The sequence below is a fragment of the Amycolatopsis ultiminotia genome (assembly GCF_039536925.1).
Classification (GTDB): domain Bacteria; phylum Actinomycetota; class Actinomycetes; order Mycobacteriales; family Pseudonocardiaceae; genus Amycolatopsis; species Amycolatopsis ultiminotia.
On sequence record NZ_BAAAZN010000008.1, the window covers coordinates 333,047 to 358,657 of the forward strand.

The following is a 25,611-nucleotide window of genomic DNA, read 5'->3' on the forward strand; positions in this document are numbered from 1 at the left end:
GGAGTGGTCGTGAGCGACAGCGACGCCAGCGGCGAGCACGAGCGGGACGAGTCGGACAGCAAGCCCGACACCGAATCCCGCCCGACGTCCGCCGCGGCTCGACGCGAGCGCCGCGGCACCGCTCGACCGGCAGGCAAGTCCGAGGCCCGGCCGGGCTCGACCCGGCCGTCCGGAAAGGCGGGCGACAAGGTCGCGAAGCCCGCGCCGGATGCCAAGGGTGCGCCGACCCCCAAACGGGACCAGAAGCCGAAGAAGGCCTCGGTCTTCGCCCGGATCGTGCGTTTCATCCGCGAGGTCTGGGCGGAGCTGCGCAAGGTGATCTGGCCCAACCGGAAGCAGATGGTCACCTACACCGCGGTCGTGCTGGTGTTCGTGGTGTTCATGGTGGCCCTCGTCAGCGGGCTCGACCTGGGCTTCAAGCAGCTCGTCGGGCTGGTCTTCGGCTGAGGAGCGCAGATGCGCGCCGCGCGGGCCGGCCTGCCCGAGCCCGGCAAGTGATCAACTGAGAGGACGGAACGTGACCTCCGACAACGGCACAGGAGCCGGTCGCGACCTGACCGAGCTTTCCGACGAGCAGGTGCACGCGGCACTCGGCGACGAGGAGTCCGCCCACCTCGAGCCCGTCGAGGTGCCCGCCGCGGCTGACGAGGTCGACGAGTCCGCCACCGACGAGGACGGCGGCGAGACCGCCACCGAGGCCGACGACGCGGAAGCGGAAGCCGACGACGCCGGGGCAGGCGACGCGGAAGACGCCACCTCCGAAGCCGACGCGGTGGACGAGGCGGAGCCGGTCGCCGCCGGGGAACCGGCTGCCGAGGCGGACGACCCGGTCGCCGCGCTGCGCGCCGAACTGCAGGCCGCACCCGGCGAGTGGTACGTGGTGCACTCCTACGCCGGGTACGAGAACAAGGTGAAGACCAACCTCGAGACCCGGACCACGACACTGGACGTCGAGGACTACATCTTCCAGATCGAGGTGCCGACCGAAGAGGTCACCGAGATCAAGAACGGCCAGCGCAAGCAGGTGCAGCGCAAGGTGCTGCCCGGCTACGTCCTGGTCCGGATGGACCTGAACGACGCCTCGTGGAGCGCGGTGCGCAACACCCCCGGCGTCACCGGGTTCGTCGGTGCCACCTCGCGGCCGTCGCCGCTGACCGTGGACGAGGTGCTCAAGTTCCTCGCGCCGCAGGTCGAGAAGGAGGCCCCGGCCAAAGCCGCGAAGGGCGAGGCCGCCGCGGCCAGCCCGGCAGGCGCCCCCACCGTCGAGGTGGACTTCGAGGTCGGCGAGTCGGTCACCGTCATGGACGGTCCGTTCGCCACGCTGCCCGCCACGATCTCCGAGGTCAACATCGACGGGCAGAAGCTGAAGGTCCTGGTGTCGATCTTCGGCCGGGAGACCCCGGTCGAGCTGTCGTTCAGCCAGGTCTCCAAGATCTGACGGCCGGGAATACCGGCCGGCAGTCCCCGCGTACTGGCAGGTGTGCGGGGGACTCACGTCAGTAAGAAGGACACAAGGTAATGCCACCCAAGAAGAAGAAGCTTGCGGCGATCATCAAGCTGCAGATCAAGGCTGGTGCCGCCAACCCGGCACCGCCGGTCGGCCCGGCGCTGGGTCAGCACGGCGTGAACATCATGGAGTTCTGCAAGGCCTACAACGCCGCGACCGAGTCGCAGCGCGGGGACGTCGTCCCGGTCGAGATCTCCGTGTACGAGGACCGGTCGTTCGACTTCAAGCTGAAGACGCCGCCGGCCGCGAAGCTGCTGCTCAAGGCCGCAGGCGTGGAGAAGGGCTCCGGCGAGCCGCACAAGACCAAGGTCGCCAAGGTCACCTGGGACCAGGTCCGCGAGATCGCCAAGACCAAGGAGACCGACCTCAACGCCCAGGACATCGACCAGGCGGCGAAGATCATCGCAGGCACCGCCCGCTCGATGGGCATCACGGTCGCGGACTGACCGTACCGCGAGATCGCGCCGGTTTCCGGACTGAGCGATTCGATCGGCCACCAGGCCGGGCGCATCGGGAGGGAAGAAACCGGCTGAAGGCGATCTCGCCGCCGCGGCGAAGCCACGGCAATCAACCACTGTGGGAGAGCCAGTGCTGGCTCAGCCACCACAACTGATCCGCTCAAGCTAAGGACAGAAGCATGACCAAGCACAGCAAGGCCTACCGCCAGGCCGCGGAGCTGATCGACAAGGCGCGGCTGTACGCGCCGCTCGATGCGGTGAAGCTGGCGAAGGAGACCACCAAGTCGAAGATGGACGCGACCGTCGAGGTCGCGATGCGTCTCGGGGTGGACCCGCGCAAGGCCGACCAGATGGTCCGCGGCACCGTGAACCTGCCGCACGGCACCGGTAAGACCGCCCGCGTCATCGTCTTCGCCGTCGGCGACAAGGCCGTCGAGGCCGAAGCCGCAGGCGCGGACGCGGTCGGCACCGACGAACTGATCGAGCGCATCCAGGGTGGCTGGCTCGACTTCGACGCCGCGATCGCGACGCCGGACCAGATGGCCAAGGTGGGCCGCATCGCCCGCATCCTCGGCCCGCGTGGCCTCATGCCGAACCCGAAGACCGGCACGGTGACCCCCGCGGTTACCAAGGCGGTCGCGGACATCAAGGGCGGGAAGATCAACTTCCGCGTCGACAAGCAGGCCAACCTGCACCTGGTGATCGGCAAGGCCTCCTTCGACGTCGAGAAGCTGGTGGAGAACTACGCCGCCGCACTGGACGAGATCCTGCGCGCCAAGCCGTCCTCGGCGAAGGGCCGCTACGTCAAGAAGGTCACCTTCACCACGACGATGGGCCCCGGCATCCCGGTCGACCCGCAGCGGACCCGCAACCTCCTCACCGAGGAAGCGGCCGTCTGAGTCGGACATCACGAGAAAGGGTGGTCACGCTTTGTGCGTGACCACCCTTTTTTCGTGTCTCATGGAGGCATGCCGACGACGTTCACCGCTCCCGACGGGCTCCCGCTGAGCTACACGGTGTGGGAGGGGGACGGACGGCACCGTCGCCCGGTGGTGCTGCACCACGGGTTCGCCGCCGATTCCGAGGTCAACTGGGTGCGCCCAGGGGTGGTGAACACCCTGGTCGACGCCGGGTTCACGGTGATCGCGCTGGACGCGCGCGGCCACGGCGCCTCCGCCAAACCGCACGATTCGGCCGCGTACGGCGAGTCCGTGATGGCCGCCGACCTGTCCGCGCTGCTGGACGAGCTGAAGCTGGACGAGGTGTGCCTGGCCGGGTACTCGCTGGGCGCGATCGTCTCCCTGCTGGTCGCCACGAACGACCGGCGCGTGCGCTGCCTCGCGGTGGGCGGGGTCGGCGCGGGCATCGTGGACTTCGGCGGCGTGGACACGCGAGTGGTGGACCGCGAACAGATCGCGGCGGGCCTGCTTGCCGAGGACCGCGCGGACGTCTTGCCCGCGGCCCGCCCGTTCCGCAGGCTGGCCCGCCGGGCCGGTGCCGATACGGTCGCACTCGCCGCCGTGCTGCGCGCCCCTTCGCACGGGCCCTTCCGGCTGTCCGCGCTTTCCGTACCGACCCTGGTGCTGGCCGGGGAGTCCGACCAGCTGGCCGCCGAACCGGAACGCCTGGCGGCCGCCATCGCGGGCGCCCGCCTGGTCCGCGTCCCCGGAGACCACATGGCGGCAGTGGCCGACCCGGCGTTCGCGACCGCGCTGGCGGACTTCTTCGCGTACACCGACACCGGCGAGTCCCGGCTGGCGATCGGCTCGCCGGTCTGACCGGAGGTCAGCGCGGGGTGGCACTCGTGGCCGGCGCGGTCCGGCACTTCTGCGGACCGGGCGAGTGACCGGTGATCAGCCACTGCCCCTTGTCGACCTGCTTCACGGTGAAGTCCCCAAGCGCCGGGCCGCCGGTGATGGTGAAGTCGCACGAGCTGATCACCACGGATTCGCCCGGCGGCCAGCCGGAATGCTTGGAGATCGACTCGGCGTAGGCGTCGACCGAACCAGGAGTGGGGTCGAGTTTGCGGTGCAGCCCGTCCACAGCCGCATCGCAGCTCGGGTAGTCGAGATCGGTTGCGAACTTCTGCTGGGTCGCCTGGTCGAAGAGACCGCAGACGTGATCGACCATGCTGCGCTGACCGGGGCCGTGCTGGGCGATGCCGTCGTACACGCGACGCACCGACTCATACGGCGAAGCGGTCGTGAGGATCTGGTTCGTGTGGTAGGTGCCGCCCCCCTCGGCGGCGATCTGGGCTGAGGACTTGCCTTCGTCGCTGGGGAAGAAGTGGTGGTAGGCCCAGGTGCCGGCAAGGCCGAGCAGGACGAGGACCAGCACCCAGCCGAGGATCTTGCCGCCGAGGCGTTTCAGCCAGCGGGGTACCGGGCGGCGGGGGCGGGGTGGTTCCTCGTACCGGGCCACGGTGCCCGGCTGGTTGGGTGGTGCCGGGGGATATCCGCCGCCCTGCTGGGTATCGGGCCGGCGGGTGCCGGCCGGGACGAGTGCGGCGTCGGTGACCGGGGCCGGTTCGTTGCCCTGTTGTGCCTGGGTGAAGCGGAGGTACTCCTGGAACCGCTGGAACTCCTGGAACTGCCGGTACTGCTCCGGGTCGATCTCCGGAGTGCCGGACGGGTTTCCCGGAGTGCCGGACGGGTGCGGTGCCGGTGGTTGCGGTGGGCTCAGCGGTTGCGGCAGGTTCACCTGCCCGCCCGCGGGGTCGCCGGTGGGGTGGTTGTCGAACGGCTGTCCGTCATCACGCTGCTCCGCCACGTCACCATGATGCCCGCCTGCGCGGTGATTTCCAGAGGCAGGGCAGGTCGTCGCAGGTCAGTGCGGGGTCCGTGCGATCGGCTTCGACGGCTGCGGTATGCTGATCCACGGTTCTACCGAAGACCGCTGGTTTTCCCCAAGCCGCAAGGTGCCGGGGAGCGAAGGTCCCGCGAGATGACGTGGGCGGCCCGCGCAGGAGGAACGAGGCTTGAGCAGTTGCTGCTCGCTACGCCCCGCGCCCTGCTGCGTGTGGGCGTTTTGTCGCATCAAGGGCTCCTTCGTGGCCAGTGGAAACACTAGCCAAGAGAGGAGGCGACCCATGGCGAAGCCCGACAAGGTGGCGGCCGTCGCCGAGATCGCGGAGAGCTTCCGCACCAGCTCGGCCACCGTTGTCACCCAGTACACCGGCCTCTCCGTGTCCCAGCTGTCCCAGCTGCGCCGCGCTCTCGGCACCAGTGCCAAGTACCGGGTCGCGAAGAACACCCTCGTCAAGCGTGCCGCCGAGGACGCAGGCGTCGAGGGGCTCGAGGACCTGTTCGTCGGTGCCACCGCGATCGCCTTCGTCAAGGGCGAGCCGGTCGACGCCGCGAAGGCGCTTCGCGATTTCGCGAAGGACAACAACGCGCTTGTCATCAAGGGCGGCTACATGGACGGCAAGCCGCTGTCCGTGGACGAGATCGGCAAGATCGCCGACCTCGACAGCCGCGAGGTGCTGCTCTCCAAGGCGGCAGGCGTGTTCAAGGCGAAGCTGTCCCAGGCCGCCGCGCTGTTCCAGGCGCCGGCGTCCCAGGTTGCCCGCCTGGCTGCCGCGCTGGAGGAGAAGCAGCGCGACGGCGCCGGTACCGAAGCAGCCGAAGCACCCGCCGAGAGCTGAACCACCCCACCCCCGAACGCCTAGTTCGTTTTTCTGAGAGGAAGCCATCATGGCGAAGCTGAGCACCGCCGAGCTGATCGACGCCTTCAAGGAGCTGACCCTCCTCGAGCTGTCCGAGTTCGTGAAGGAGTTCGAGGACACCTTCGACGTCACCGCCGCCGCCCCGGCCGCCGTCGTGGCCGCCGCCCCCGGTGCCGCGGGTGCCGCCCCGGCCGCCGCCGAGGAGCAGGACGAGTTCGACGTCGTCCTCGAGGGCGCAGGCGACAAGAAGATCCAGGTCATCAAGGTCGTCCGCGAGGTCGTCTCGGGCCTGGGCCTGAAGGAGGCCAAGGAGTTGGTCGAGGCCGCTCCGAAGGCGCTGCTGGAGAAGGTCGACAAGGAGGCCGCCGAGGCCGCCAAGGAGAAGCTCGAGGCCGCGGGCGCGCAGATCTCCATCAAGTGATTCCGGGCGCGCAGCGCCTGTTCGTACCGCCGAGGGGGCGGGCAGCCGGATGGCTGCCCGCCCCCTTCGCTGTGCTCGCCCAGCGTTCGTGCAGGTCACGGTCACTGCTCCAGTGGTGTGACGGCAAAGGGGCCAGGTGGCTCTGCGTCCTGACGTGACGTGGACTACCGTGCTGCCAGCGGTCACCGAACCGACCTCGAACGGGTGAGGCACCGACGGGGCTGGCCAGGGAACGAAACTGGTGAGTAACCTGTTCGCGCTCAGCTCGTTGCACCTGGTTGACGCGGAGATCGTGGCGTGCACTCGGGCGCCGGTCCTCCCCGCCAGTGGCGCGGGGCGGCAGTGCGCGACGACGCGGAACAGCTCCTGGAGGTGCGATGGGTGCCGAGGTGGTCATCGAAGGTCTCACGAAGTCCTTCGGAAAGCAGACCATCTGGCGGGACGTGACGCTGACCCTTCCGCCCGGTGAGGTGTCGGCCATGCTCGGTCCGTCCGGAACCGGTAAGTCGGTGTTCCTCAAGTCGATGATCGGCCTGCTCAAGCCCGACCGCGGGCGGTGCGTGATCAACGGCGTCGACATCGTCACCTGCTCCGAGCACAAGCTCTACGAGGTGCGCAAGCTCTTCGGGGTGCTGTTCCAGGACGGCGCGCTGTTCGGCTCCATGAACCTCTACGACAACGTCGCGTTCCCGCTGCGGGAGCACACGAAGAAGTCGGAAACCGAGATCCGCCGGATCGTGCTGGAGAAGCTCGACATGACCGGCCTCGCCGGGGCGGAGAAGAAGCTGCCGGGGGAGATCTCCGGCGGTATGCGCAAGCGCGCCGGTCTGGCGCGGGCGCTCGTGCTCGACCCGGAGATCATCCTGGTCGACGAGCCGGACTCCGGTCTCGACCCGGTCCGCACCACCTACATCTCGCAGCTGTTCCTCGATGTGAACGCGCAGATCGACGCGACCTTCCTGATCGTGTCGCACAACATCAACCTCGCCCGTACGGTGCCGGACAACCTCGGCATGCTCTTCCGCAAGGAACTGGTCATGTTCGGCCCGCGCGAGGTGCTGCTGACCAGCGAGGAGCCGGTGGTCGAGCAGTTCCTCAACGGCCGCAAGCTCGGTCCGATCGGCATGTCCGAGGAGAAGGACAGCGCCACCATGGAGCGCGAGGAGGCCGAGGCCGCGGCCGGGCACGGGGACGGCGGGCTGAACGAGGACGTGCGCGGCGTCGTGCCGCAGATGCAGGTCAGCCCCGGTGTGCCGGAACGCGAGGGGGCCAAGCGCCGGATGGACCGCGTGATGCGGATCCTGCACACGCTGCCGCCGGCCGCGCAGGAGGGCATCATCGCCTCCCTCACCCCGCAGCAGCAGGCGTACTACAACGTGCGCCCGCACGCGGCCGCCGCCCCCCGCTACTCCGGCCCGGAGGAAACCCAGCAGTTCCCCGCGGTCGGCGGTCCGGTGCCCGATCAGCACCAGGGTCAGCTGCCCGCGGACCAGGTCGCCCGTATTCCCGGCACCGCAGGTGGTCCGCCACGGCACGGGCAGGGTGGCGCGTGAGTTCTCCTGCCGGCTCGGCGAAGATCCCCGGTTACGGCATGCTCCGGGAGACCGGGAACCTCTTCGCGCTCGGCCTCGACATCGTGCGGGGCCTCTTCCAGCGCCCGTTCCAGTTCCGGGAGTTCATCCAGCAGGCCTGGTTCGTGGCGAGCGTGACGATCCTGCCGACGGCACTCGTCGCGATCCCGTTCGGCGCGGTGATCTCGCTGCAGTTCGGCGCACTCGCCCGCCAGCTCGGCGCGCAGTCCTACACCGGTGCCGGTTCCGTGCTGGCCACGGTGCAGCAGGCCAGCCCGCTGGTCACCGCGCTGCTGGTGGCAGGCGCGGGTGGCAGTGCGGTCTGCGCGGACATCGGTGCCCGCACCATCCGCGAGGAGATCGACGCGATGGAGGTGCTGGGGGTATCCGCCGTGCAGCGCCTGATCGTGCCCCGCACGCTCGCCATGATGCTCGTCGCGCTGCTGCTCAACGGCATGGTCAGTGTGATCGGCGTGCTCGGCGGGTACTTCTTCAACGTCGTGCTGCAGGGCGGCACGCCCGGTGCCTACCTGTCGAGCTTCTCCGCACTGGCGCAGCTGCCCGACCTGTGGGTCGGGGAGATCAAGGCGCTCATCTTCGGCTTCATCGCCGCGGTGGTCGCCGCTTACCGCGGGCTGCACCCGAGCGGTGGTCCGAAGGGCGTCGGGGACGCGGTGAACCAGGCAGTGGTCATCACGTTCCTGCTGCTGTTCGTGGTGAACTTCGTGATCACGCTGATCTACCTGCAGATCGTGCCAGGAAAGCTGGACTGACCATGACGTTCATCTCGGGCGCGAAGCGGATCGCCAACCGGCCGCTGGAGACGCTGGACACCCTCGGCGACCAGATGTCCTTCTACGGCCGCGCGCTGCTGTGGACGCCACGCACGCTGCGCCGGTACATGAAGGAAGTACTGCGGCTGCTGGCCGAGGTCAGCTTCGGCTCCGGCTCGCTGGCGGTGATCGGCGGCACGGTCGGCGTGATGGTCGGCCTGACACTGTTCACCGGTGTGCTCGTCGGTCTGCAGGGCTATTCGGCCCTGAACTCGATCGGCACCTCGGCGTTCACCGGCTTCCTGACCGCGTTCTTCAACACCCGCGAGATCGCGCCGCTGGTCGCCGGGCTCGCCTTGAGCGCGACGGTCGGCGCCGGTTTCACCGCGCAGCTGGGCGCGATGCGCATCTCCGAGGAGATCGACGCGCTCGAGGTGATGGGCGTGCCGAGCCTGCCCTACCTGGTCACCACCCGGATCATCGCCGGGTTCGTCGCGGTGATCCCGCTCTACATCATCGGCCTGCTCAGCTCGTACGTGGCTTCGCGGCTGGTGGTCATCTACATCTACGGGCAATCCGCGGGAACCTATGATCATTACTTCGATCTGTTCTTACCACCGCAAGACGTGCTCTACTCGTTCATCAAGGTGCTGGTGTTCAGCGTCCTGATCATTCTTTCGCACTGCTACTTCGGCTACCGCGCCTCGGGCGGACCGGCCGGGGTCGGCGTGGCCGTCGGCCGGGCCGTGCGGCTTTCCATCGTCACGGTCTCGATCGTGAACTTCTTCATCGGTTTCGCCATCTGGGGGACCGACGTCACGGTGAGGATTGCCGGATGATCACTCTTCGGCGCAGGTTGCTGGGCCTGCTGCTGGTGGCGTTGCTGGTGGGCGGGATTGCGCTCAGCATCGCGCTGTACAACAAGTCGTTCAGCAAGTTCGTCACGGTGAAGCTGGAGGCCGACAAGATCGGCAACCAGCTGCTCACGCAGTCCGACGTGAAGGTGCGCGGGCTGATCGTCGGCTCGGTGCAGAACATCAGCGCCACCTCGGACGGCGCCGAGCTGACCCTCGCGCTGAACCCGGATTCGGTGAACCTGATCCCGGAGAACGTGTCCGCGCGGTTCCTGCCGAAGACGCTGTTCGGCGAACGCTACGTGTCGCTGCAGATCCCGCCGAACCGCTCGGCGAAGACCCTCGCCGACGGCGACGTGATTCCGCAGGACCGCACCTCCGGAGCCATCGAGCTGGACCAGGCACTGGAGCACCTGATGCCGGTGCTGCAGGCGGTGCAGCCGCAAAAGCTCTCCAGCACGCTCACCGCGATCTCCACCGCGCTCGAAGGCAGGGGCAAGCCGCTCGGTGACACGCTCTCGCAGCTGGGGAACTACATCGGCGAGCTGAATCCACACGAACCCGAGCTGCAGCACAACCTCAAGGCGCTCGCGGAGTTCTCCGACCACCTGAACTCCTCCGCACCGGACCTCGTGCAGAGCCTGGACAATCTGAGCACCACCACCCGCACCGTGGCCGACGAGCAGCAGAACCTGGCGAGCCTCTACGGCAACCTCACCAACGCGTCACAGGATCTGCAGTCGTTCCTGGAAGCGAACTCGCAGAACATCATCAGCCTCGCGGACACCGCGCGGCCGACCGCGGAGCTGCTGGCCAAGTACGCGCCGGAGTACCCGTGCGTGATGGGCCAGATGGCGAAGATGGTGCCGGTGATCGACAAGGCGCTGGGCAAGGGCACCGGGCAACCGGGCCTGCACGCGAACCTCGAGGTCACGGTGAACCGGGGCGCCTACAAACCGGGTGAGGAACCGCGGTTCGACGACAAGCGCGGCCCGCGCTGTTACGACCTGAACCCGGCGCCGGACCCGTTCCCGCAGGAGCCACCGGACGGCCCGTTCAAGGACGGCACGAAGCACACCACGGCACCGAACACGGCGGGCCAGGGCGTGAACCCCGGCAACTTCAAGGCCGACGCGGGCGGGGTCAACGGCGGTGGCGCGGCAGGCGGCAACCCGGCCAACACGGCCGCGGAGAACGACTTCCTCGGCGCGCTGATCGGTCCCGAGGTCGGCATGTCGCAGAACCAGTTCCCCGGCTGGGGCTCGCTGCTGGTGGGACCGCTGTACCGGGGCGCGGAGGTGACGGTCAAGTGAGGGGCTTCGTCGCGCCGCTGATCAAACTGGGCATCTTCCTGGTGGTCACGGTGCTGCTCACCGCGGTACTCGGGATCAGCATCGCGAACATCAACACCACCGGCACCAGCGATTACTCGGCTCGGTTCACCGACGCCACGCAGCTGCTGCCGAATGACGACGTGCGCATCGCCGGCGTCCGCGTCGGCCAGGTCAAGGACGTCAGGATCGTCGACAAGCGCCAGGCCGAGGTGGACTTCGAGGTGGACGCCGGGCGGAAGCTGCCCGCCGGGGTCACCGCGCAGATCAAGTTCCGCAACCTCGTCGGACAGCGCTACGTCGCACTCGGCGAGGGCACCGACAGCTCCGGTGCCACGCTGCCGTCCGGCGGCAGCATCCCGCTCGAGCGGACCACGCCCGCACTCGACCTCACCGAGTTGTTCAACGGCTTCAAACCGCTGTTCACCGCGCTCAACCCGGACGACGTGAACAAGCTGTCCTACGAGATCATCCAGGTGCTGCAGGGCGAGGGCGGCACGGTGGAGAGCCTGCTGTCGCACACCGCGTCGCTCGCCACCACGATCGCCGGCAAGGACCAGGTCATCGGCGAGGTCATCGACAACCTCAACACGGTGCTGGACACGGTCAACGCGCACACCCCGCAGCTGAACACCCTGATCGTGAACCTGCAGCAGCTGGTTTCCGGCCTCGCCGCCGACCGCAAGCCGATCGGGGACGCGATCGACAGCCTCGGCGGCCTCGCCGACACGACCGCCGGCCTGCTCAGCGACGCACGCCAGCCGCTCAAGGAAGACATCACCGCACTGGGCGACCTCACCACGAAGCTCAACAAGAACGAGCCACTGGTGGAGCACTTCCTGCAGTTCCTGCCGAAGAAGGTCAGCGCGCTCACGCAGACCGCGGACTACGGCTCGTGGTTCAACTTCTACGCCTGTGAGGTGAAGGGGAGCGTCTCCCTGCCGCCGCTGGTCAACCAGGAGATCAACGTGCCGCTTCTGCCCTCCAACCGGGAGAGGTGCACCGGATGAAGTCCTTCCAGAAGCGCAACCCGATCCCGATCGCGCTGATCGGCATCGCGGTACTGGCGCTGGGCATCATCGCCGCACTCAACTCCGAGGACCTGCCGGTGATCGGCGGCGGCACCACCTACAGCGCGGAGTTCTCCGAGGCCGCCGGGCTGCAGGCGGACAACGATGTGCGCGTCGCCGGGGTCAAGGTCGGCAAGGTGTCCGACATCGCACTGGACGGTGCGAGCGTCAAGGTGTCGTTCAAGGTCAAGGACGCCTGGCTCGGCGACAAGACGACCGCGGCGATCAAGATCAAGACCCTGCTCGGCCAGAAGTACCTGTCGCTCGACCCGCAGGGTGGCGGCACGCTGAATCCCGGCCAGCCGATCCCGCGGGATCGCACGATGTCGCCCTACGACGTGCTCGACGCCTTCCGCGGGCTGTCGCAGACGGTCGATGACATCAACACCGACCAGCTGGCGCAGAGCTTCGACGCGATCAGCCAGACCTTCGCGAACACCCCGCAGGACGTGAAGGGCGCGCTGTCCGGGCTGTCGAAGCTGTCGGACACGATCGCCAAACGGGATTCGCAGCTCTCGACCCTGCTGTCGAACACCCGTCAGGTGTCGCAGACGCTGGTCGACCGGGACGCCGAGGTGCAGAAGCTGCTCACCGACGGCAACAAGCTGCTCGACGAGATCACCAAGCGGGAACAGGCGATCCATACGCTGCTCGATGGCTCCCGTGAGCTGGCCACCCAGCTGCAGGGCCTCGTCGACGACAACGACAAGCAGCTCGACCCGGTGCTCACCCAGCTCGATCAGCTGAGCTCGATGCTGCAGCGCAACCAGGACTCACTGGCGCAGGGGCTGACCAAGTTCGCCCCGTTCATCCGGACCTTCAACAACACCATCGGCACCGGGCACTGGTTCGACAACTACATCTGCGGACTGGTCCTGCCCTCGGTCGGCCCGGTCAACCCGAAGGGGTGTTACGACAAATGACCGACACCCGCTTCGGCCAGTCACTCACGCGCGGCGTGACGATCGCGATCGTGCTCGCGCTCGTGGTCGCCGGTGGTCTCTGGTGGACCCTCAAGGACGCCGGCCGCAACCACCTGACCGCCTACTTCTCCGGCGCGGTCGGCCTCTACGAGGGCAACAGCGTGCGGATGCTCGGCGTGGACTTCGGCACGGTGACCAAGGTCCAGCCGATGGGCAACCAGGTCAAGGTCGACCTCGAGTACGACCGTTCGGTTGCGGTGCCTGCCGATGCCAAGGCACTGATCGTGGCCCCGTCGCTGGTCAGTGACCGCTACGTGCAGCTCGCCCCTGCCTACACCGGCGGACCGCGGATCTCCGACGGTGCGGTGATCGGTCTCGACCGCACCGAGGTGCCGCTCGAGGTGGACCAGCTCGCGGCCAGCCTCGCCAAGGTGAGCGAGACACTCGGCCCGAACGGCGCCAACAAGAACGGCTCGCTGGCAGACCTGCTGAACACCACGGCGAACAACCTGGACGGCAACGGACAGGCCCTGCACGACACGATCACCAAGCTCGGCCAGGCGTCCGGCACGCTGGCCGGGAACAAGGACGATCTCTTCCAGACCGTGCAGAACCTCGGCCGGTTTTCCCAGACGCTGGCCAACAGCGACGGCCAGGTGCACCAGTTCGAAAACCAGCTCGCCGACGTGAGCGGGTTCCTCGCCGGGGAGAAGGACGACCTCGCGGCCACCGTGCAGCAGCTCGGCACCACCCTGCAGACGGTGCAGGGCTTCATCGAACGCAACCGCGGCCGGTTGAAGTCCAATGTGGACAAGCTGGCCAGTGTGACCAAGGTGCTGGTGGACCAGCGCAGCTCGCTCGCCGAGATCCTCGACATCGCACCGGTCGCGCTGTCCAATGTGGTGGGCGCCTACAACGGCTCCTCCGGCACGCTCGACGAGCGCCCGTTGCTCAACGAGCTGACCCAGCCGCCGCTGGTGATGGTCTGCAGTCTGCTCAAGCAGACCGACGCGACCAAGCAACTGCTCGGCAACACGTGCGATTCGATTTCCGGGGTGGTGGACAAGCTGGTACCGCTGCCCTCGGTCGCGCAGGCGCTGGAGTCCATCCAGAACGGCAAACTGCCGCCGTTGCCGCTCCCGTTGCAGGGCCAGGTCTACGGGACGGGGAGCTGACGTGAAGCGACTGACGAGGCTCTCCGCCGCCGGCGTGGTCTGTTCGGTGTCCGCGCTCGTGCTGAGCGGCTGCGGCTTCTCCGGCATCTACGACGTCCCGCTGCCCGGTGGTGCGGACCTCGGCGGCCACCCGTACGAGCTGAAGATCCAGTTCCAGGACGTGCTCGACCTGGTGCCGCAGTCCGGGGTCAAGGTCAACGAGGTCCCGGTGGGCCAGGTGAAGTCCATCGGCCTCACCCCGGACGGCTGGCACGCCGAGGTGACCGTGGAGGTCAACGGCGACGTCAAGCTCCCGGCGAACGCGCTGGCCAACGTGAAGCAGTCGAGCCTGCTCGGCGAGAAGTACGTGGAGCTGGCCGCACCCGGCGACGGCCAGGCGCAGGGGCAGCTCACCAGCGGTGCGACCATCCCGCTCGCCCGTACCGGCCGCGACGTCGAGGTCGAGGAGGTGCTCGGTGCGTTGTCGCTGTTGCTCAACGGCGGTGGTGTCGAGCAGCTCAACACCATCACCAAGGAGCTCAACAACGCCACCTCCGGCCGGGAGCCGGACATCAAGGCGCTGCTGGACAACGCGAACCGGCTCGTGACGAACCTCGACGAGCAGTCGGCGAACATCACGCACGCGCTCGACGGGCTGGACCGGCTGTCGATGACACTCAACGACCAGAAGGACAAGCTGGTCGGTGCCGTGGACAACCTCGGGCCGGGGATCGGCGTGCTGGAACAGCAGCGCGGTCAGCTGGTGACCATGCTGAACGCGCTGAACAACCTCTCCGGCGTCGCGACCGACACGGTGAACAAGAGCAAGGCGGACCTGGTGGCCGACCTCAAGGCGCTCACGCCGACGCTGCAGAAGCTCGGTGAGGCAGGCAACGATCTGCCGAAGGCACTGGAACTGCTGCTCACCTACCCGTTCACCGACCAGGCCTACAACGACGTCAAGGGCGACTACTTCAACCTGTTCCTGAAGGTCGACCTGAACCTCAAGGACATCATCGACAACCTCGGCCGCAGCAGGCAGAACGGGCTGAACGGCGTGCTGCCGACGCCGGGGCTGACCGGCGGGGTCGACGGGACACCGTCGGACCAGCCGCCGCCGCTGCCCATCCCCGGTCAGTCCGGGGCGGGGCAGAACCAGCCGAACTCGACCGGCGGGCAGGGCGGCGGTCAGCCGTCGCAGAACAACGGGCTGTCCGGTCTGTTCGGCGTGCTTTCCGGAGGTGCTGGCTGATGCTGGTGCGCAGGACGAGGATCCAGCTGGTGCTGTTCGCGCTCATCTCGATCGTGGCGGTGGTCTACGCGCTGATCCGGTTCGCCGGGCTCGGCCAGGTGTTCGGCAGCAGCGGTTACACGGTCAAGCTCGAGCTCAACGAATCCGGCGGTATCTTCACCAACGCCGAGGTGACCTACCGCGGGTTCAACATCGGCCGGGTCGGGCAGCTGCGGCTGACCGAGACCGGGCTGGAAGCCGACCTGGACATCGACCCGTCCGCGCCGCGGGTGCCGACGGATCTCGACGTGCTGGTGGCGAACCGGTCCGCGGTCGGTGAGCAGTACGTGGACCTGCGGCCCAAGCACGACCAGGGGCCCTACCTCGCGGGTGGTTCGGTGATCCCGGCCGCCAAGGCGAGCACCCCGGTCAGCACCGATCGGCTGCTCGGCGACCTGGACTCGCTGTCCGCCTCGGTGCCGACCGACTCACTGCGCACCGTGGTCGACCAGTCCTACGACGCCTTCCGCGGCACCGGCGGCGACCTGCAGAAGCTGCTCGACACCGCGCGCAGCTTCACCACCACCGCGCAGCAGTACCTGCCGCAGACCGTGCAGCTGCTCGACGCGGGCGGTCAGGTGCTGGACACGCAGAACGAGGAAGCCTCGAACTTCGCGGACTTCTCCAAGAACCTGAACCAGCTCAGCGGCACGCTGAAGGACTCCGACGCCGACCTGCGCAAGCTGATCAGCGTCACGCCGCAGGTCGCGAACCAGATCACCGAGGTGGTCAACGACACCGGTCCGGGGCTGGGTGCGCTGGTGGCGAACCTGCTGACCACGTCGAACCTGCTGGTGACCCGGCAGGACGGGCTGGAACAGGCGCTGGTGACCTATCCGGCGCTGGCAGGCGCGGCCCCGTCGGTGGCGCCCGGCGACGACACCGCGCACCTCGGGCTCGTGCTGAACCTGTTCAACCCGCCCCCGTGCACCAAGGGCTACCTGCCCTACAGCCAGTACCGCCCCGGTTCGGACGACGCACAGCGGGATCCGGATTCGAAGGCCTACTGCGCCGAGCCCAAGGGCAGCCCGATCAACGTGCGTGGATCGCAGAACGCGCCGTACAACGGGGTTCCGGTGGCGCCGTCCCCGCAGGACGTGTCGCAGAACGCGAACCGCCCCGCGCAGCAGCTGCAGGAGATGCGTGACTCGCAGGTGCCCGGCGTCGTCGGCAGCCCGGGGGTGTCGATGAACAGCCTCGGCTCGCTGCTCGGCGTCAGCTGACGCCGATTTCATGACCATTACCTACTCTGGAGTGCTATGAGTTCCGACCCAGCCGTCGCCGAGGAAGAGGTGCCGGCCGCACCTCCGCCGCCGCCGGCGAAGCGGAAGCTGCCCGGATCACCGCGTACGTGGCTGTTCGGTGCCGGTGCGTTCGCACTCGCTGCGTTCGTGGTCGCGGTGGTTTTCGGCATCATGTGGTGGGCGGCGTCCACCGACGACAACGCCGACCTGGCACGTTCGCGCGATGACGTGCGGCAGGCAGGCTCCGCCGCGGTGCTGGCCTACACCGAGGTCGACTACGAGCACCTCGACGACTACTTCACCAAGCAGAAATCCGTGTCCACCTCCGATATGGCCCAGCAGATCGACCAGGCACGGCCGAACTACTCGAAGGCGCTGACCGACCAGAAGGTCAAGGTCACCACCAACATCCAGGACACCGCCGTCGAGGAACTCGACGACCACGAGGGCAAGGCCAGCTTCCTGGCCGCGATCACCACCGACACCACCGCGGGCGGGCAGCACGGCACCAAGGCCCTGCGCCTCGAGGTCTCGATGACCCGCGTCGGCAGCGAGTGGAAGCTGTCCGGGATCGACAACGTGCCCCTCGTCGCCGCCGGCCAGTAGCTTCACCGCAGATCGGAGTTCCGCAGTGCCCCCCTCTCGTCGCCAGCCGCCCCGCAGCAGCACGCCGCCGGCCCGCAGGCCGAAGGTGGCCGGGCTGCGCAAGCCGTCGAACGCGGACGCGGACCCGGCCACCCCGCCGCCGACCCCGAAACCGGCCACCCCGCCGGCCTCGAAGCCCGCCACCCCGTCTGCGGCCAAGCACCGGCCGCGCTCGCGGCTCGCCGACGTGGACCCCACCGAGGTGACCCAGGAGATCCGGCTGAGCCGGGAGGCCCGTGCAGCGTTGCGGGCCGAGCCGGAGACCGCAGCGGCTTCGGAGACCGAGGAAACGGCCGCCGAAGAAACCGCCGAGGAACCGGACCCGGCCGAGCAGGCCCCCGAGACGGCCGAGGCCGGCGAGGTCGACGCGCTCACCGGCGAGGCAGTCGAGCAGTCCCCCGTGGCGGCGCGGCCCAGTCCGCGGCGCAAACGCCGGGACGCGGGCCGGGCGAAGCCGGTGGACGTCGAGGAAGCGGAATCCCAGACGCGGGAAGAGACCAACGAGGCCGCCGGAGACCCCCCGAAGCGGTCCGCGGCGAGCCGCACCACCGTGTTGACCTGCGTGCTGCTGGTCGTCGGCCTGGTGCTGGCCGCGGCCGCGGTGATCTTCCAGATCCAGTACCGGACGGTGGCGGACTCGACCAGCAACACCGCGCTGCTGGACGTGGCGAAGACCGCGCAGGCGAAGGACGCGGTCTCCAAGGCCACCGAGACGCTGTTCTCCTACGACTACAACAACATCAAGAAAACCGAGGACGCGGCGAACTCGCTGCTGGCCAACGACGAGGTCAAGTCCCGCTACAACGCGCTGATGGGCCAGGTGAAGAAGCTCGCCCCGCAGCAGAAGATGGTGGTGACCTGCAAGGTCAGCCGCAGCGCGGTGATCATGCTCAACGGCGATCTGGCCAGGGTGATGGTGTTCGTCGACCAGACCTCCACGCGCGCGGACACCAAGCAGACCGCGGCGGGCACCGCGCAGCTGCACGTCGACGCGCAGCTGCAGGGCGACACCTGGAAGATCACCGACCTGGACACCTACAAGGCTGCCCAGTCGCCGCAGCAGCTCGCACCTTCCTCGTCCGCGCCGGCACCGCCGCCGAGCAAGTGACTTCGCGGGTGCTCGCCGGAGCTGCTGCCGAGTAAGCAGCTTTCGCCGTCTGCGGGGGCCAGGGTGCTCGCGTTGGCCGCGGTCGGGTGGGTAGCTCTCGCGGATCGCGGATCGCGGATCGCGGATCGCGGGTGGCCCGGGTGCTGGCCGGGGCCGTCCGCGGTCCTGCTCGCTGAGCGAACTACCCACGTTGGTTATGGCTCTGCTCGGCGGTGTGGGCGAATCTGATCGGGCTTGGCACGTGGAGGCGCCTGCCGCTCGGCAGTGCCTCCCGGCTTCCACGGGTCCGGCATCTGTCGTCCGCGATCGGTGAGGAAGTCCATGCGACAGCTCGAAGTGGCACTGATCGGTGCCGGCCTGATAGCCCGGTTGCACTTGGCAGCGTGGCTCGGCGCCGGGGCTGCGGTCCGGGTCTACTCCGACGACGGCCGCGGCGTGGACGTGGCACGCGAGTTCGGTGCGCAGGCTGCCGGCTCGCTGACCGAGGCGCTGGACGGCGCGGATGCCGTGGACATCTGCACCCCGACGGGCAGCCACCACGAGATCGCCATGGCCGCCATCGCCGCCGGAGTCGGTGTGGTGTGCGAGAAACCGCTGGCGGCCACCACCGAGGAGGCCGAGCAGATCGTCGCCGCGGCGCAGCGTGCCGGGGTGCGCCTCTACCCGGCGCACGACGTGCGGTTCGCCCCCGCGTTCGCCCGGCTCCACGAGCTGGTGGCGAGCGGCGGGGTGGGTGAATGCGCGGTCGGCCGGTTCTCGTTCTCCGCATACCATCCGCGACCGTGGACCGGGCACGCGTCCGCGCGGTCGGGCGGAATTCTCACCGATCAGCTGCTGCACGGTGCTGACCTGGCCTACTGGGTCTTCGGAGACGTCGTTCGGGTGCATGCCTGCTACCAAGGCGAGATAGCCACGCCTGCGCCGGAGGGCGCGGTCGCGGTCGGGACTGCGGTACTCACGCACGCCGGCGGCGCGGTCAGCCAGGTCGTGAGCCGGTGGACGGCGACGCCGCGGCCGCCCGTGCGGGTGGCGTTCCACGTCTCGGGTACCGGCGGGACCGTGCGCTACGACTCCGAGTGGCCCCAAGAGGTCCGCGTCGCCGACGGTGACGGCGAAAACTTCGGTTACGCCGGGGAATCGGTGTTCTCCTCGGAAATGCGTGAGTTCGCCACCGCCTTCGCGGGCGGTCCGGAGCCGCGCATCGGTGCCAGGGACGCGCTGGCCGCCGTCCGGATCACCCACGCCGCTGCGGAGTCCGCGTGGACCGGGCGTGCCGTGGAACTGTCTGTGGAGGGAGCCGCGTGAAGGTTGCCATTCTGTCGTTCGCGCACGAGAACGCCGAAACCTACGCCCGGCTGTTGCGCGACCTGCCGGGGATCGAGCTGGTCACCGCGGATCCCGACGGCACGCCGGAAGACCAGGCGCGGGACCGGGCCACGGCTGAGCGACTTGGTGTCTCCTATGTGGACAGCTGGGACGAGCTGCTCGCGCCGCCTCCGGCGGCGGTGGTGGTCACCGGCGAGGTCGAGCGCCGCGTCGAACTGGTCGAGCGCGCGGCCGAGGCGGGTGCACCGGTGCTGTGCGAGTACCCGTTGGCTGTCAAGGAAACGGACTTGAAGTCCATGGTGGACGCCTGCGACCTCGGCGGCGTCCGGCTCACGCTCGCGTCGCCGGCTTGCTACAGCGATGCGTTCGCCACTGTGCGCAAGGGGATCGCCGATGGCGTGGTCGGCGAGCTGACGACCGTCCACGGTTCGTACAACACCCGGCCGGGCAAGGACGGCGGCGCGCTCGGCGCCAACGCACCGTACCTGCTCGACCTGGTGGACTCGGTGCTCCACGGGGAGCCCGCGGAGCAGGTCTACGCACAGACGAACACCGTCCTCAGTGGACGTTCGGGCGTCGAGAGCGCGGCGGTTGTCACCGTGCGGTACCGAAGTGGGCAGGTTGCCTCGTTCGACTGCAGTTGGAGCCTGTCGGGGGCAGCCGGCCCGCCAACCGTCACCTTCATCGGCGACAAGGCGAGTGTGGAGTTCAACGCCACTCCGCAGCTGCTTCGCGGATTCGACGCTGCCACCGGTGGTGAGCGGTGGGAACCGGGCGGGGGAGAGCTGTATTCGTCGATGCTCAAGGATTTTCTCGGCACGGTCGAGACCGGCGCGGGAATCGGCCCGGACGGTGCGGCCGGCCTGCGTACGATGCGGATCGTCCAGGCGGCCCACGAATCGGCGAACACCGGACGGCCGGTTGATCTGGTCGTGCCATCCGGGCATTGAAGGGCCGATCCTGCTTCGACGTGCAGGGGCTTTCCTCTCGCAATAAGGGAGGAGAGCCCCTTCGTCTGTGCGCGATGCCCACACGAAGGGCTCTACCAGGCTGAGGGATGTCGCCAGGACATGGCCCGCCTACTCTGAATTGAGAATTCGAGGATCGGGCATGTGCGCTGGGAAAAGTCCGAATAGGTGGACCGACATCGTCCAGATGTGGAGATCGCGATGAGTGTTGCGCAAGTGAAAATCGCGTTGAGCGGTGGACCGGCCGAGTTGACGGCGACCGATCGCAGCATCCGGGTGGCCGAGTTGGACCGGACACTCAAGATCCGTCGTGGGGCGGGGTACGAGCATTTCGTCCACGACGGGCAGGCCGTGGACGGATCCGGGATCGCGGTGTTCCGGTGGACACATCGCACGAAGATCGCCGAGTAAAAGGCGCTCCGGGTACCCGCACGATCTGGCAACGGGAAGGTTTCCATGACCGACGCAATACCCTTTGAGGTGCCGTGGGCGCGGACCGACAAGTTCGATCCGCCCGCGGTATTCGACTCTCTGCGCGAAGAACGTCCACTCGCGAAGATGGTTTACCCGGATGGGCACGTCGGCTGGATCGTTTCCAGCTACGAACTGGTGCGCGAGGTGCTCAGCGATCCGCGGTTCAGCCACAGCTGCGAAATCGGGCACTTCCCGGTGACGCATCAGGGGCAGGTGATCCCGACCCATCCGCTGATCCCCGGAATGTTCATCCACATGGACCCGCCGGGGCACACCCGGTACCGCCGTCTGCTGACCGGTGAGTTCACCCTCCGCCGGACGAGCAGGCTGACCTCGCGCGTCGAGGCCGTTGCCGCAGAACAGATCGAAGTCATGCGTGCGCGCGGGGCGCAGGCGGATCTGGTGGCCGACTTCGCGCAACCACTCGTGCTGCGGATGCTGGGCGAGCTGGTCGGGCTGCCCTATGACGAACGCGACCGGTACGTACCCGCGGTGACCCTCCTGCACGACGCCGATGCGGATCCGGCGGAGGCCGTGGCCGCCTACGAGCAGACCGCGGTCTTCTTCGACGAGGTCATCGAGCGGCGTCGCAAACAGCCGGAAGACGACCTCATCAGCGCGCTCGTCGAGGACGAGGAGCTGACCGGGGAAGAGCTGCGCAACATCGTCACGCTGCTGCTCTTCGCGGGTTACGAGACCACGGAGAGCGCACTGGCGGTCGGCGTCTTCGCGCTGCTGCACCACGCCGACCAGCTGGCGGCGCTGCGGGCGGAGCCGGCCAAACTGGATGCGGCGATCGAGGAACTGCTCCGCTACCTCACCGTCAACCAGTACCACACCTACCGGACCGCGCTGGAAGACCTCAAACTGGACGGTGAGCTGATCAAGAAGGGTGACACCGTCACGGTGTCGCTGCCCGCGGCCAACCGTGATCCGGCCAAGTTCGAATGCCCGGGGAAGCTGGACATCGATCGTGAAACCTCCGGGCACGTGGCGTTCGGCTTCGGCATTCACCAGTGCTTGGGGCAGAACCTGGCGCGGATCGAGCTCCGCGTCGGGCTCTCCGCGCTGCTCCAGGCGTTCCCGGACCTCCGGCTGGCGGTCGCGGCTGACGAGGTTCCGTTGCGGCTCAAAGGATCCGTCTTCGCGGTGAAGAACCTGCCCGTCTGCTGGTGAGCGTTTTTCCCCGCTGAATCGCCGAAAGGATTTGCGGCACAGTGCGCACCGATCTCATCAAGCCGCTTCCCGTCGCACTCCTCGAGCACGCGACCCGTTTCCCCGGCAAGATTGCGTTCGCCGACGACCGCCGGACGGTCACCTACCGCGATCTGGCGGCGCGTACCCGGAGGCTGGCCGGGCACCTGGCGGCACTCGGCGTCCGCCGCGGGGACCGGGTGGCGATCTGCCTCGGCAACAGTGTGTCCACTGTGGAGAGCTACCTTGCGATCGTGCGCGCCTGTGGTATCGGCGTGCCGCTCAACCCTGCCTCGGCGCTCGCCGAGCTGGAGCACCTGCTGACCGACAGCGGTGCCACGGTGGTCATCACCGATGCCGAGCAGGCGGGACGGCTCCGGCTCGCGCCGGACGTCACGCTGCTGGTGACGGGTGACGCTCCGGAGGGCACCTACTCCTACGACGAACTCGCCGGCACCGAACCGGCCGAAGCTGCCGGCGACGACCTCGGCCTCGACGAACCGGCCTGGATGTTCTACACGTCCGGCACGACCGGCAGGCCCAAGGGCGCCCTGTCGACGCAGCGCAACTGCCTCTGGTCGGTGGCCTCCTGCTACGTGCCGATCCCGGGGTTGACCGACGAGGACCGGGTGCTCTGGCCGCTCCCGCTGTTCCACAGCCTCTCGCACATCGCCTGCGTCCTTTCCGTCACGATGGTCGGCGCCACCGCGCGGATCATGGACGGGAGTTCTGCCGACGACGTGATCCGGCTGATCGGTCTGGAGAACTCGACCTTCCTCGCCGGGGTGCCCACCACGTACCACCACCTGGTGCGGGCCGCCCGGCAGAACGGGTTTTCGGCACCCAGCCTGCGGATCGGCCTTGCCGGGGGAGCGGTGCTCGGCGCCGGGCTGCGCCGGGAGTTCGAAGAGACCTTCGGGGTCCCGCTGATCGACGCGTATGGCAGTACCGAGACCTGCGGTGCGATCACCATGAACTCGCCGGACGGCGCGAGGGTCGAGGGATCCTGCGGCCTGCCGGTGCCGGGTGTGGAGGTCCGCGTCGTCGACCCGGACACCGGGCTCACCGTTCCCGCCGGACAGGAGGGGGAGGTGTGGGTCCGCGGGCCGAACGTGATGCTCGGCTACCACAACAGCCCGGAGGCGACGGCCGCGGCGATGCAGGACGGCTGGTTCCGGACCGGCGACGTGGCCCGGTGCGACGAGGACGGCTACTTCACCATCTGCGGCCGCATCAAGGAACTCGTCATCCGCGGCGGGGAGAACATCCACCCCGGGGACATCGAGGCGGTACTGCGCACCGTCGAGGGCGTCGCCGACGTGGCGGTCGGTGGTGTGCCGCACGAAACGCTCGGGGAGGTGCCGGTCGCGTACGTGCTCCCCGGACCGTCCGGATTCGATGCCGAGGCGCTGATCAGCCGGTGCCGCGAGCAGCTTTCCGCGTACCAGGTGCCGGAGCAGATCCACGAGATCGCCGAGATCCCCCGGACCGCGTCCGGCAAGGTCAAGCGGCGTCTGCTGGCCGAACAGCCCGGCCGGTTGGTGTACACCGCAAGTGAAAACCATCAACCGTCGACCAGTGTCGAGCCTGACGAAGCCGTCACGGCGGCTCTGCGTGCGCGGCTGTCCGCATTGGACGAACGTGCGCAGCTGGCACTGCTGGAAGGTCTGGTCCAGGCGCTGGCCGCGGATGTGTTGCAGCAGCCGGTCCCGGCCGGACATGCCTTCCGCGACCTGGGCTTCACCTCGATGGCCATCGTCGAACTGCGTAACCGGCTGACCAAGAGCACCGGCCGGTGGCTGCCCACCAGTGTCGTCTTCGACCATCCCACCGCGGAAAAGCTGGCCGCACGGCTGCGTGAGGAGGTTCTCGGGATCACGCGCGTGGTGGCTGAGCCGACGACGGTGGCCAATGCGGGTGATCCGATCGCGATCGTCGGGATGGCGTGCCGGTTGCCGGGTGGCGTTGCTTCGCCGGAGGACCTGTGGCGGCTGGTGGCCGAAGGGGCCGACGCGGTCTCCGACTTCCCGGACGATCGTGGCTGGGATCTGGCGAGCTTGTTCGATCCGGATCCGGAACGGACCGGCACTTCCTACGCCAGCAAGGGCGGTTTCCTTCACGACGCAGGGCATTTCGATGCCGGGTTCTTCGGGATCTCGCCGCGGGAGGCCCTGGTCATGGACCCGCAGCAGCGGCTGCTGCTGGAGACTTCGTGGGAGGCGCTGGAAAACGCCGGGGTCGACCCGGTCTCGTTGAAGGGCACCGATGCCGGGGTGTTCTCCGGCCTGATGGGACAGAGCTATGGGGCCGGTGCGACCGCACCGGAACTGGAGGGCTTTGCCGCCACGGGATCCGCGTCGAGTGTGGCGTCCGGCCGGGTGTCCTATGTGCTTGGTCTCGAGGGTCCTGCGGTCACGGTGGACACGGCGTGCTCGTCGTCGCTGGTGGCGATGCACCTTGCCGCGCAGGCGCTGCGGCAGGGCGAGTGTTCGATGGCGCTTGCCGGTGGCGTGACGGTGATGGCGTCGCCCGGTTCCTTTGTGGAGTTCTCCCGCCAGCGTGCGCTGGCCCCGGACGGGCGGTGCAAGGCGTTCGCTTCGGCGGCGGACGGCACCGGGTGGGCCGAAGGCGTCGGTGTAGTGGTCTTGGAGCGATTGTCGGTGGCGCGCGAACGCGGCCATCGGGTCCTGGCGGTGGTGCGTGGCAGTGCGGTGAACCAGGACGGTGCGTCGAACGGCTTGACCGCGCCGAACGGCTTGTCGCAGCAGCGGGTGATCCGCAAGGCGTTGGCCGGCGCCGGGCTCACTTCGTCCGATGTGGACGTCGTGGAGGGACATGGGACGGGTACGACGCTCGGCGATCCCATCGAGGTGCAGGCATTGCTGGCCACCTACGGGCAGGACCGGGAAACCCCGTTGTGGCTGGGTTCGCTGAAGTCGAACATCGGGCACGCGCAGGCGGCTGCCGGTGTCGCGGGTGTGATCAAGATGGTGCAGGCGCTTCGGCACGGGGTGCTGCCGCGCACGCTGCACGTGGACGCGCGCACTCCGGAGGTTGATTGGTCGGCTGGTGCGGTGGAGTTGTTGGTGGAGTCGCGTGAGTGGCCGCGGGGTGGTCGCCCGCGCCGGGCGGGTGTGTCGTCGTTCGGGGTCAGTGGGACGAATGCGCATTTGATCGTGGAGGAGGCGCCGGAGGAAGCGCCGGTGGTGGAGCTGGAACCGGTTGTTGAGGTGCCGGTGCCGGTGGGTGTGGTGCCGTTGGTGGTGTCGGCGCGCAGCACTGCTTCGTTGGCGGGGCAGGCGGGTCGGTTGGCGGATTTCGTTGGGGGTGGCGGTGATGTGTCGTTGTCGGATGTGGCTGGTGCGTTGGTGTCGGGTCGTGCGGTGTTGGGTGAGCGTGCTGTGGTGGTGGCTGGTTCGGACACCGAGGCGTTGGCGGGGTTGCGTGGGTTGGTGAATGGGGAAAGCTCGGCTGGTTTGTGTGTTGGTAGTGCGGGTGTGCCGGGTCGGGTGGTGTGGGTGTTTCCGGGTCAGGGGGCGCAGTGGTTGGGGATGGGTCGGGAGTTGTTGGAGTGTTCTCCGGTTTTTGCTGCGCGGGTTGAGGAGTGTGCGGTGGAGTTGGAGCGGTGGGTTGAG

24 protein-coding genes are annotated in these 25,611 nt (G+C 68.4%); 23 read left to right on the top strand and 1 reads right to left on the bottom strand.

Features of this window, described 5'->3' with window-relative positions; translation table 11 throughout:
- Nucleotides 1–3: 3 nt before the first annotated feature.
- From secE to ABD793_RS20955, 5 genes are all read left to right on the top strand, one after another.
- On the top strand, nt 4–447 hold the full coding sequence (gene secE, locus ABD793_RS20935; protein ID WP_344862428.1) for a preprotein translocase subunit SecE: 444 nt from the start codon (nt 4–6) through the stop codon (nt 445–447).
- A gap of 70 nt (nt 448–517) precedes the next feature.
- On the top strand, nt 518–1,438 hold the full coding sequence (nusG, locus tag ABD793_RS20940; RefSeq protein ID WP_344862430.1) for a transcription termination/antitermination protein NusG: 921 nt from the start codon (nt 518–520) through the stop codon (nt 1,436–1,438).
- An 80-nt stretch (nt 1,439–1,518) separates the two neighbouring features.
- Nucleotides 1,519–1,953, top strand: coding sequence for a 50S ribosomal protein L11 (gene rplK / locus ABD793_RS20945; protein ID WP_344862432.1), 435 nt, complete (start codon nt 1,519–1,521; stop codon nt 1,951–1,953).
- Between the two features lie 191 nt (nt 1,954–2,144).
- The gene (gene rplA, locus ABD793_RS20950) at nt 2,145–2,864 is read left to right on the top strand and encodes a 50S ribosomal protein L1 (RefSeq protein ID WP_344862434.1); all 720 of its coding nucleotides are present in this window, start codon (nt 2,145–2,147) and stop codon (nt 2,862–2,864) included.
- 69 nt (nt 2,865–2,933) lie between these two features.
- Entirely contained in the window at nt 2,934–3,743 is an 810-nt protein-coding gene (locus ABD793_RS20955; RefSeq protein ID WP_344862436.1) for an alpha/beta fold hydrolase, read from the top strand.
- 7 nt (nt 3,744–3,750) lie between these two features.
- On the opposite strand, the gene ABD793_RS20960 is transcribed toward ABD793_RS20955, so the two are convergent.
- Complete coding sequence (locus ABD793_RS20960) at nt 3,751–4,734, bottom strand: hypothetical protein (RefSeq protein WP_344862438.1); 984 nt, start codon at nt 4,732–4,734, stop codon at nt 3,751–3,753.
- 319 nt (nt 4,735–5,053) lie between these two features.
- Here ABD793_RS20960 and rplJ point away from each other — a divergent pair, with 319 nt between their 5' ends.
- From rplJ to ABD793_RS21050, 18 genes are all read left to right on the top strand, one after another.
- Nucleotides 5,054–5,608, top strand: coding sequence for a 50S ribosomal protein L10 (gene rplJ / locus ABD793_RS20965; RefSeq protein ID WP_344862440.1), 555 nt, complete (start codon nt 5,054–5,056; stop codon nt 5,606–5,608).
- Between the two features lie 49 nt (nt 5,609–5,657).
- Nucleotides 5,658–6,050, top strand: coding sequence for a 50S ribosomal protein L7/L12 (gene rplL, locus ABD793_RS20970; protein WP_344862442.1), 393 nt, complete (start codon nt 5,658–5,660; stop codon nt 6,048–6,050).
- Nucleotides 6,051–6,427: 377 nt separating this feature from the next.
- A complete protein-coding gene (locus tag ABD793_RS20975; RefSeq protein WP_344862444.1) occupies nt 6,428–7,603 on the top strand; it encodes an ABC transporter ATP-binding protein in 1,176 nt (391 codons plus the stop codon).
- 38 nt (nt 7,604–7,641) lie between these two features.
- On the top strand, nt 7,642–8,394 hold the full coding sequence (locus ABD793_RS20980) for an MlaE family ABC transporter permease (protein ID WP_344862499.1): 753 nt from the start codon (nt 7,642–7,644) through the stop codon (nt 8,392–8,394).
- A gap of 2 nt (nt 8,395–8,396) precedes the next feature.
- Nucleotides 8,397–9,233: an MlaE family ABC transporter permease gene (locus tag ABD793_RS20985; RefSeq protein ID WP_344862446.1), complete on the top strand. Its 837-nt coding sequence runs from the start codon at nt 8,397–8,399 to the stop codon at nt 9,231–9,233.
- A complete protein-coding gene (locus ABD793_RS20990; RefSeq protein ID WP_344862448.1) occupies nt 9,230–10,561 on the top strand; it encodes an MCE family protein in 1,332 nt (443 codons plus the stop codon). The genes ABD793_RS20985 and ABD793_RS20990 overlap by 4 nt, the downstream gene beginning before the upstream one ends.
- Nucleotides 10,558–11,589: an MCE family protein gene (locus tag ABD793_RS20995; RefSeq protein WP_344862450.1), complete on the top strand. Its 1,032-nt coding sequence runs from the start codon at nt 10,558–10,560 to the stop codon at nt 11,587–11,589. Before ABD793_RS20990 ends, ABD793_RS20995 begins: the two co-directional genes overlap by 4 nt.
- A complete protein-coding gene (locus tag ABD793_RS21000; protein WP_344862452.1) occupies nt 11,586–12,572 on the top strand; it encodes an MCE family protein in 987 nt (328 codons plus the stop codon). The genes ABD793_RS20995 and ABD793_RS21000 overlap by 4 nt, the downstream gene beginning before the upstream one ends.
- Nucleotides 12,569–13,747, top strand: coding sequence for an MCE family protein (locus tag ABD793_RS21005; RefSeq protein ID WP_344862454.1), 1,179 nt, complete (start codon nt 12,569–12,571; stop codon nt 13,745–13,747). Before ABD793_RS21000 ends, ABD793_RS21005 begins: the two co-directional genes overlap by 4 nt.
- A gap of 1 nt (nt 13,748) precedes the next feature.
- Nucleotides 13,749–14,978 (top strand): MCE family protein, encoded by a 1,230-nt coding sequence (locus ABD793_RS21010; RefSeq protein ID WP_344862456.1) that lies wholly within the window; start codon nt 13,749–13,751, stop codon nt 14,976–14,978.
- A complete protein-coding gene (locus ABD793_RS21015) occupies nt 14,978–16,240 on the top strand; it encodes an MCE family protein (RefSeq protein WP_344862458.1) in 1,263 nt (420 codons plus the stop codon). The genes ABD793_RS21010 and ABD793_RS21015 overlap by 1 nt, the downstream gene beginning before the upstream one ends.
- Nucleotides 16,241–16,276: 36 nt before the next feature.
- The gene (locus tag ABD793_RS21020) at nt 16,277–16,867 is read left to right on the top strand and encodes a hypothetical protein (RefSeq protein WP_344862460.1); all 591 of its coding nucleotides are present in this window, start codon (nt 16,277–16,279) and stop codon (nt 16,865–16,867) included.
- A 25-nt stretch (nt 16,868–16,892) separates the two neighbouring features.
- Nucleotides 16,893–18,014 carry a hypothetical protein gene (locus ABD793_RS21025; RefSeq protein WP_344862462.1) on the top strand — a complete coding sequence of 374 codons (1,122 nt, stop codon included), beginning with the start codon at nt 16,893–16,895 and terminating at the stop codon, nt 18,012–18,014.
- 321 nt (nt 18,015–18,335) lie between these two features.
- Entirely contained in the window at nt 18,336–19,319 is a 984-nt protein-coding gene (locus ABD793_RS21030; RefSeq protein ID WP_344862464.1) for a Gfo/Idh/MocA family protein, read from the top strand.
- Complete coding sequence (locus ABD793_RS21035) at nt 19,316–20,290, top strand: Gfo/Idh/MocA family protein (RefSeq protein WP_344862466.1); 975 nt, start codon at nt 19,316–19,318, stop codon at nt 20,288–20,290. The genes ABD793_RS21030 and ABD793_RS21035 overlap by 4 nt, the downstream gene beginning before the upstream one ends.
- 219 nt (nt 20,291–20,509) lie before the next feature.
- Nucleotides 20,510–20,719 carry a DUF5988 family protein gene (locus ABD793_RS21040; protein WP_344862468.1) on the top strand — a complete coding sequence of 70 codons (210 nt, stop codon included), beginning with the start codon at nt 20,510–20,512 and terminating at the stop codon, nt 20,717–20,719.
- Between the two features lie 45 nt (nt 20,720–20,764).
- On the top strand, nt 20,765–21,958 hold the full coding sequence (locus ABD793_RS21045; RefSeq protein ID WP_344862470.1) for a cytochrome P450: 1,194 nt from the start codon (nt 20,765–20,767) through the stop codon (nt 21,956–21,958).
- Nucleotides 21,959–21,999: 41 nt separating this feature from the next.
- A partial coding sequence (locus ABD793_RS21050) for a type I polyketide synthase (RefSeq protein WP_344862472.1) occupies nt 22,000–25,611 on the top strand: 3,612 nt, incomplete at its 3' end.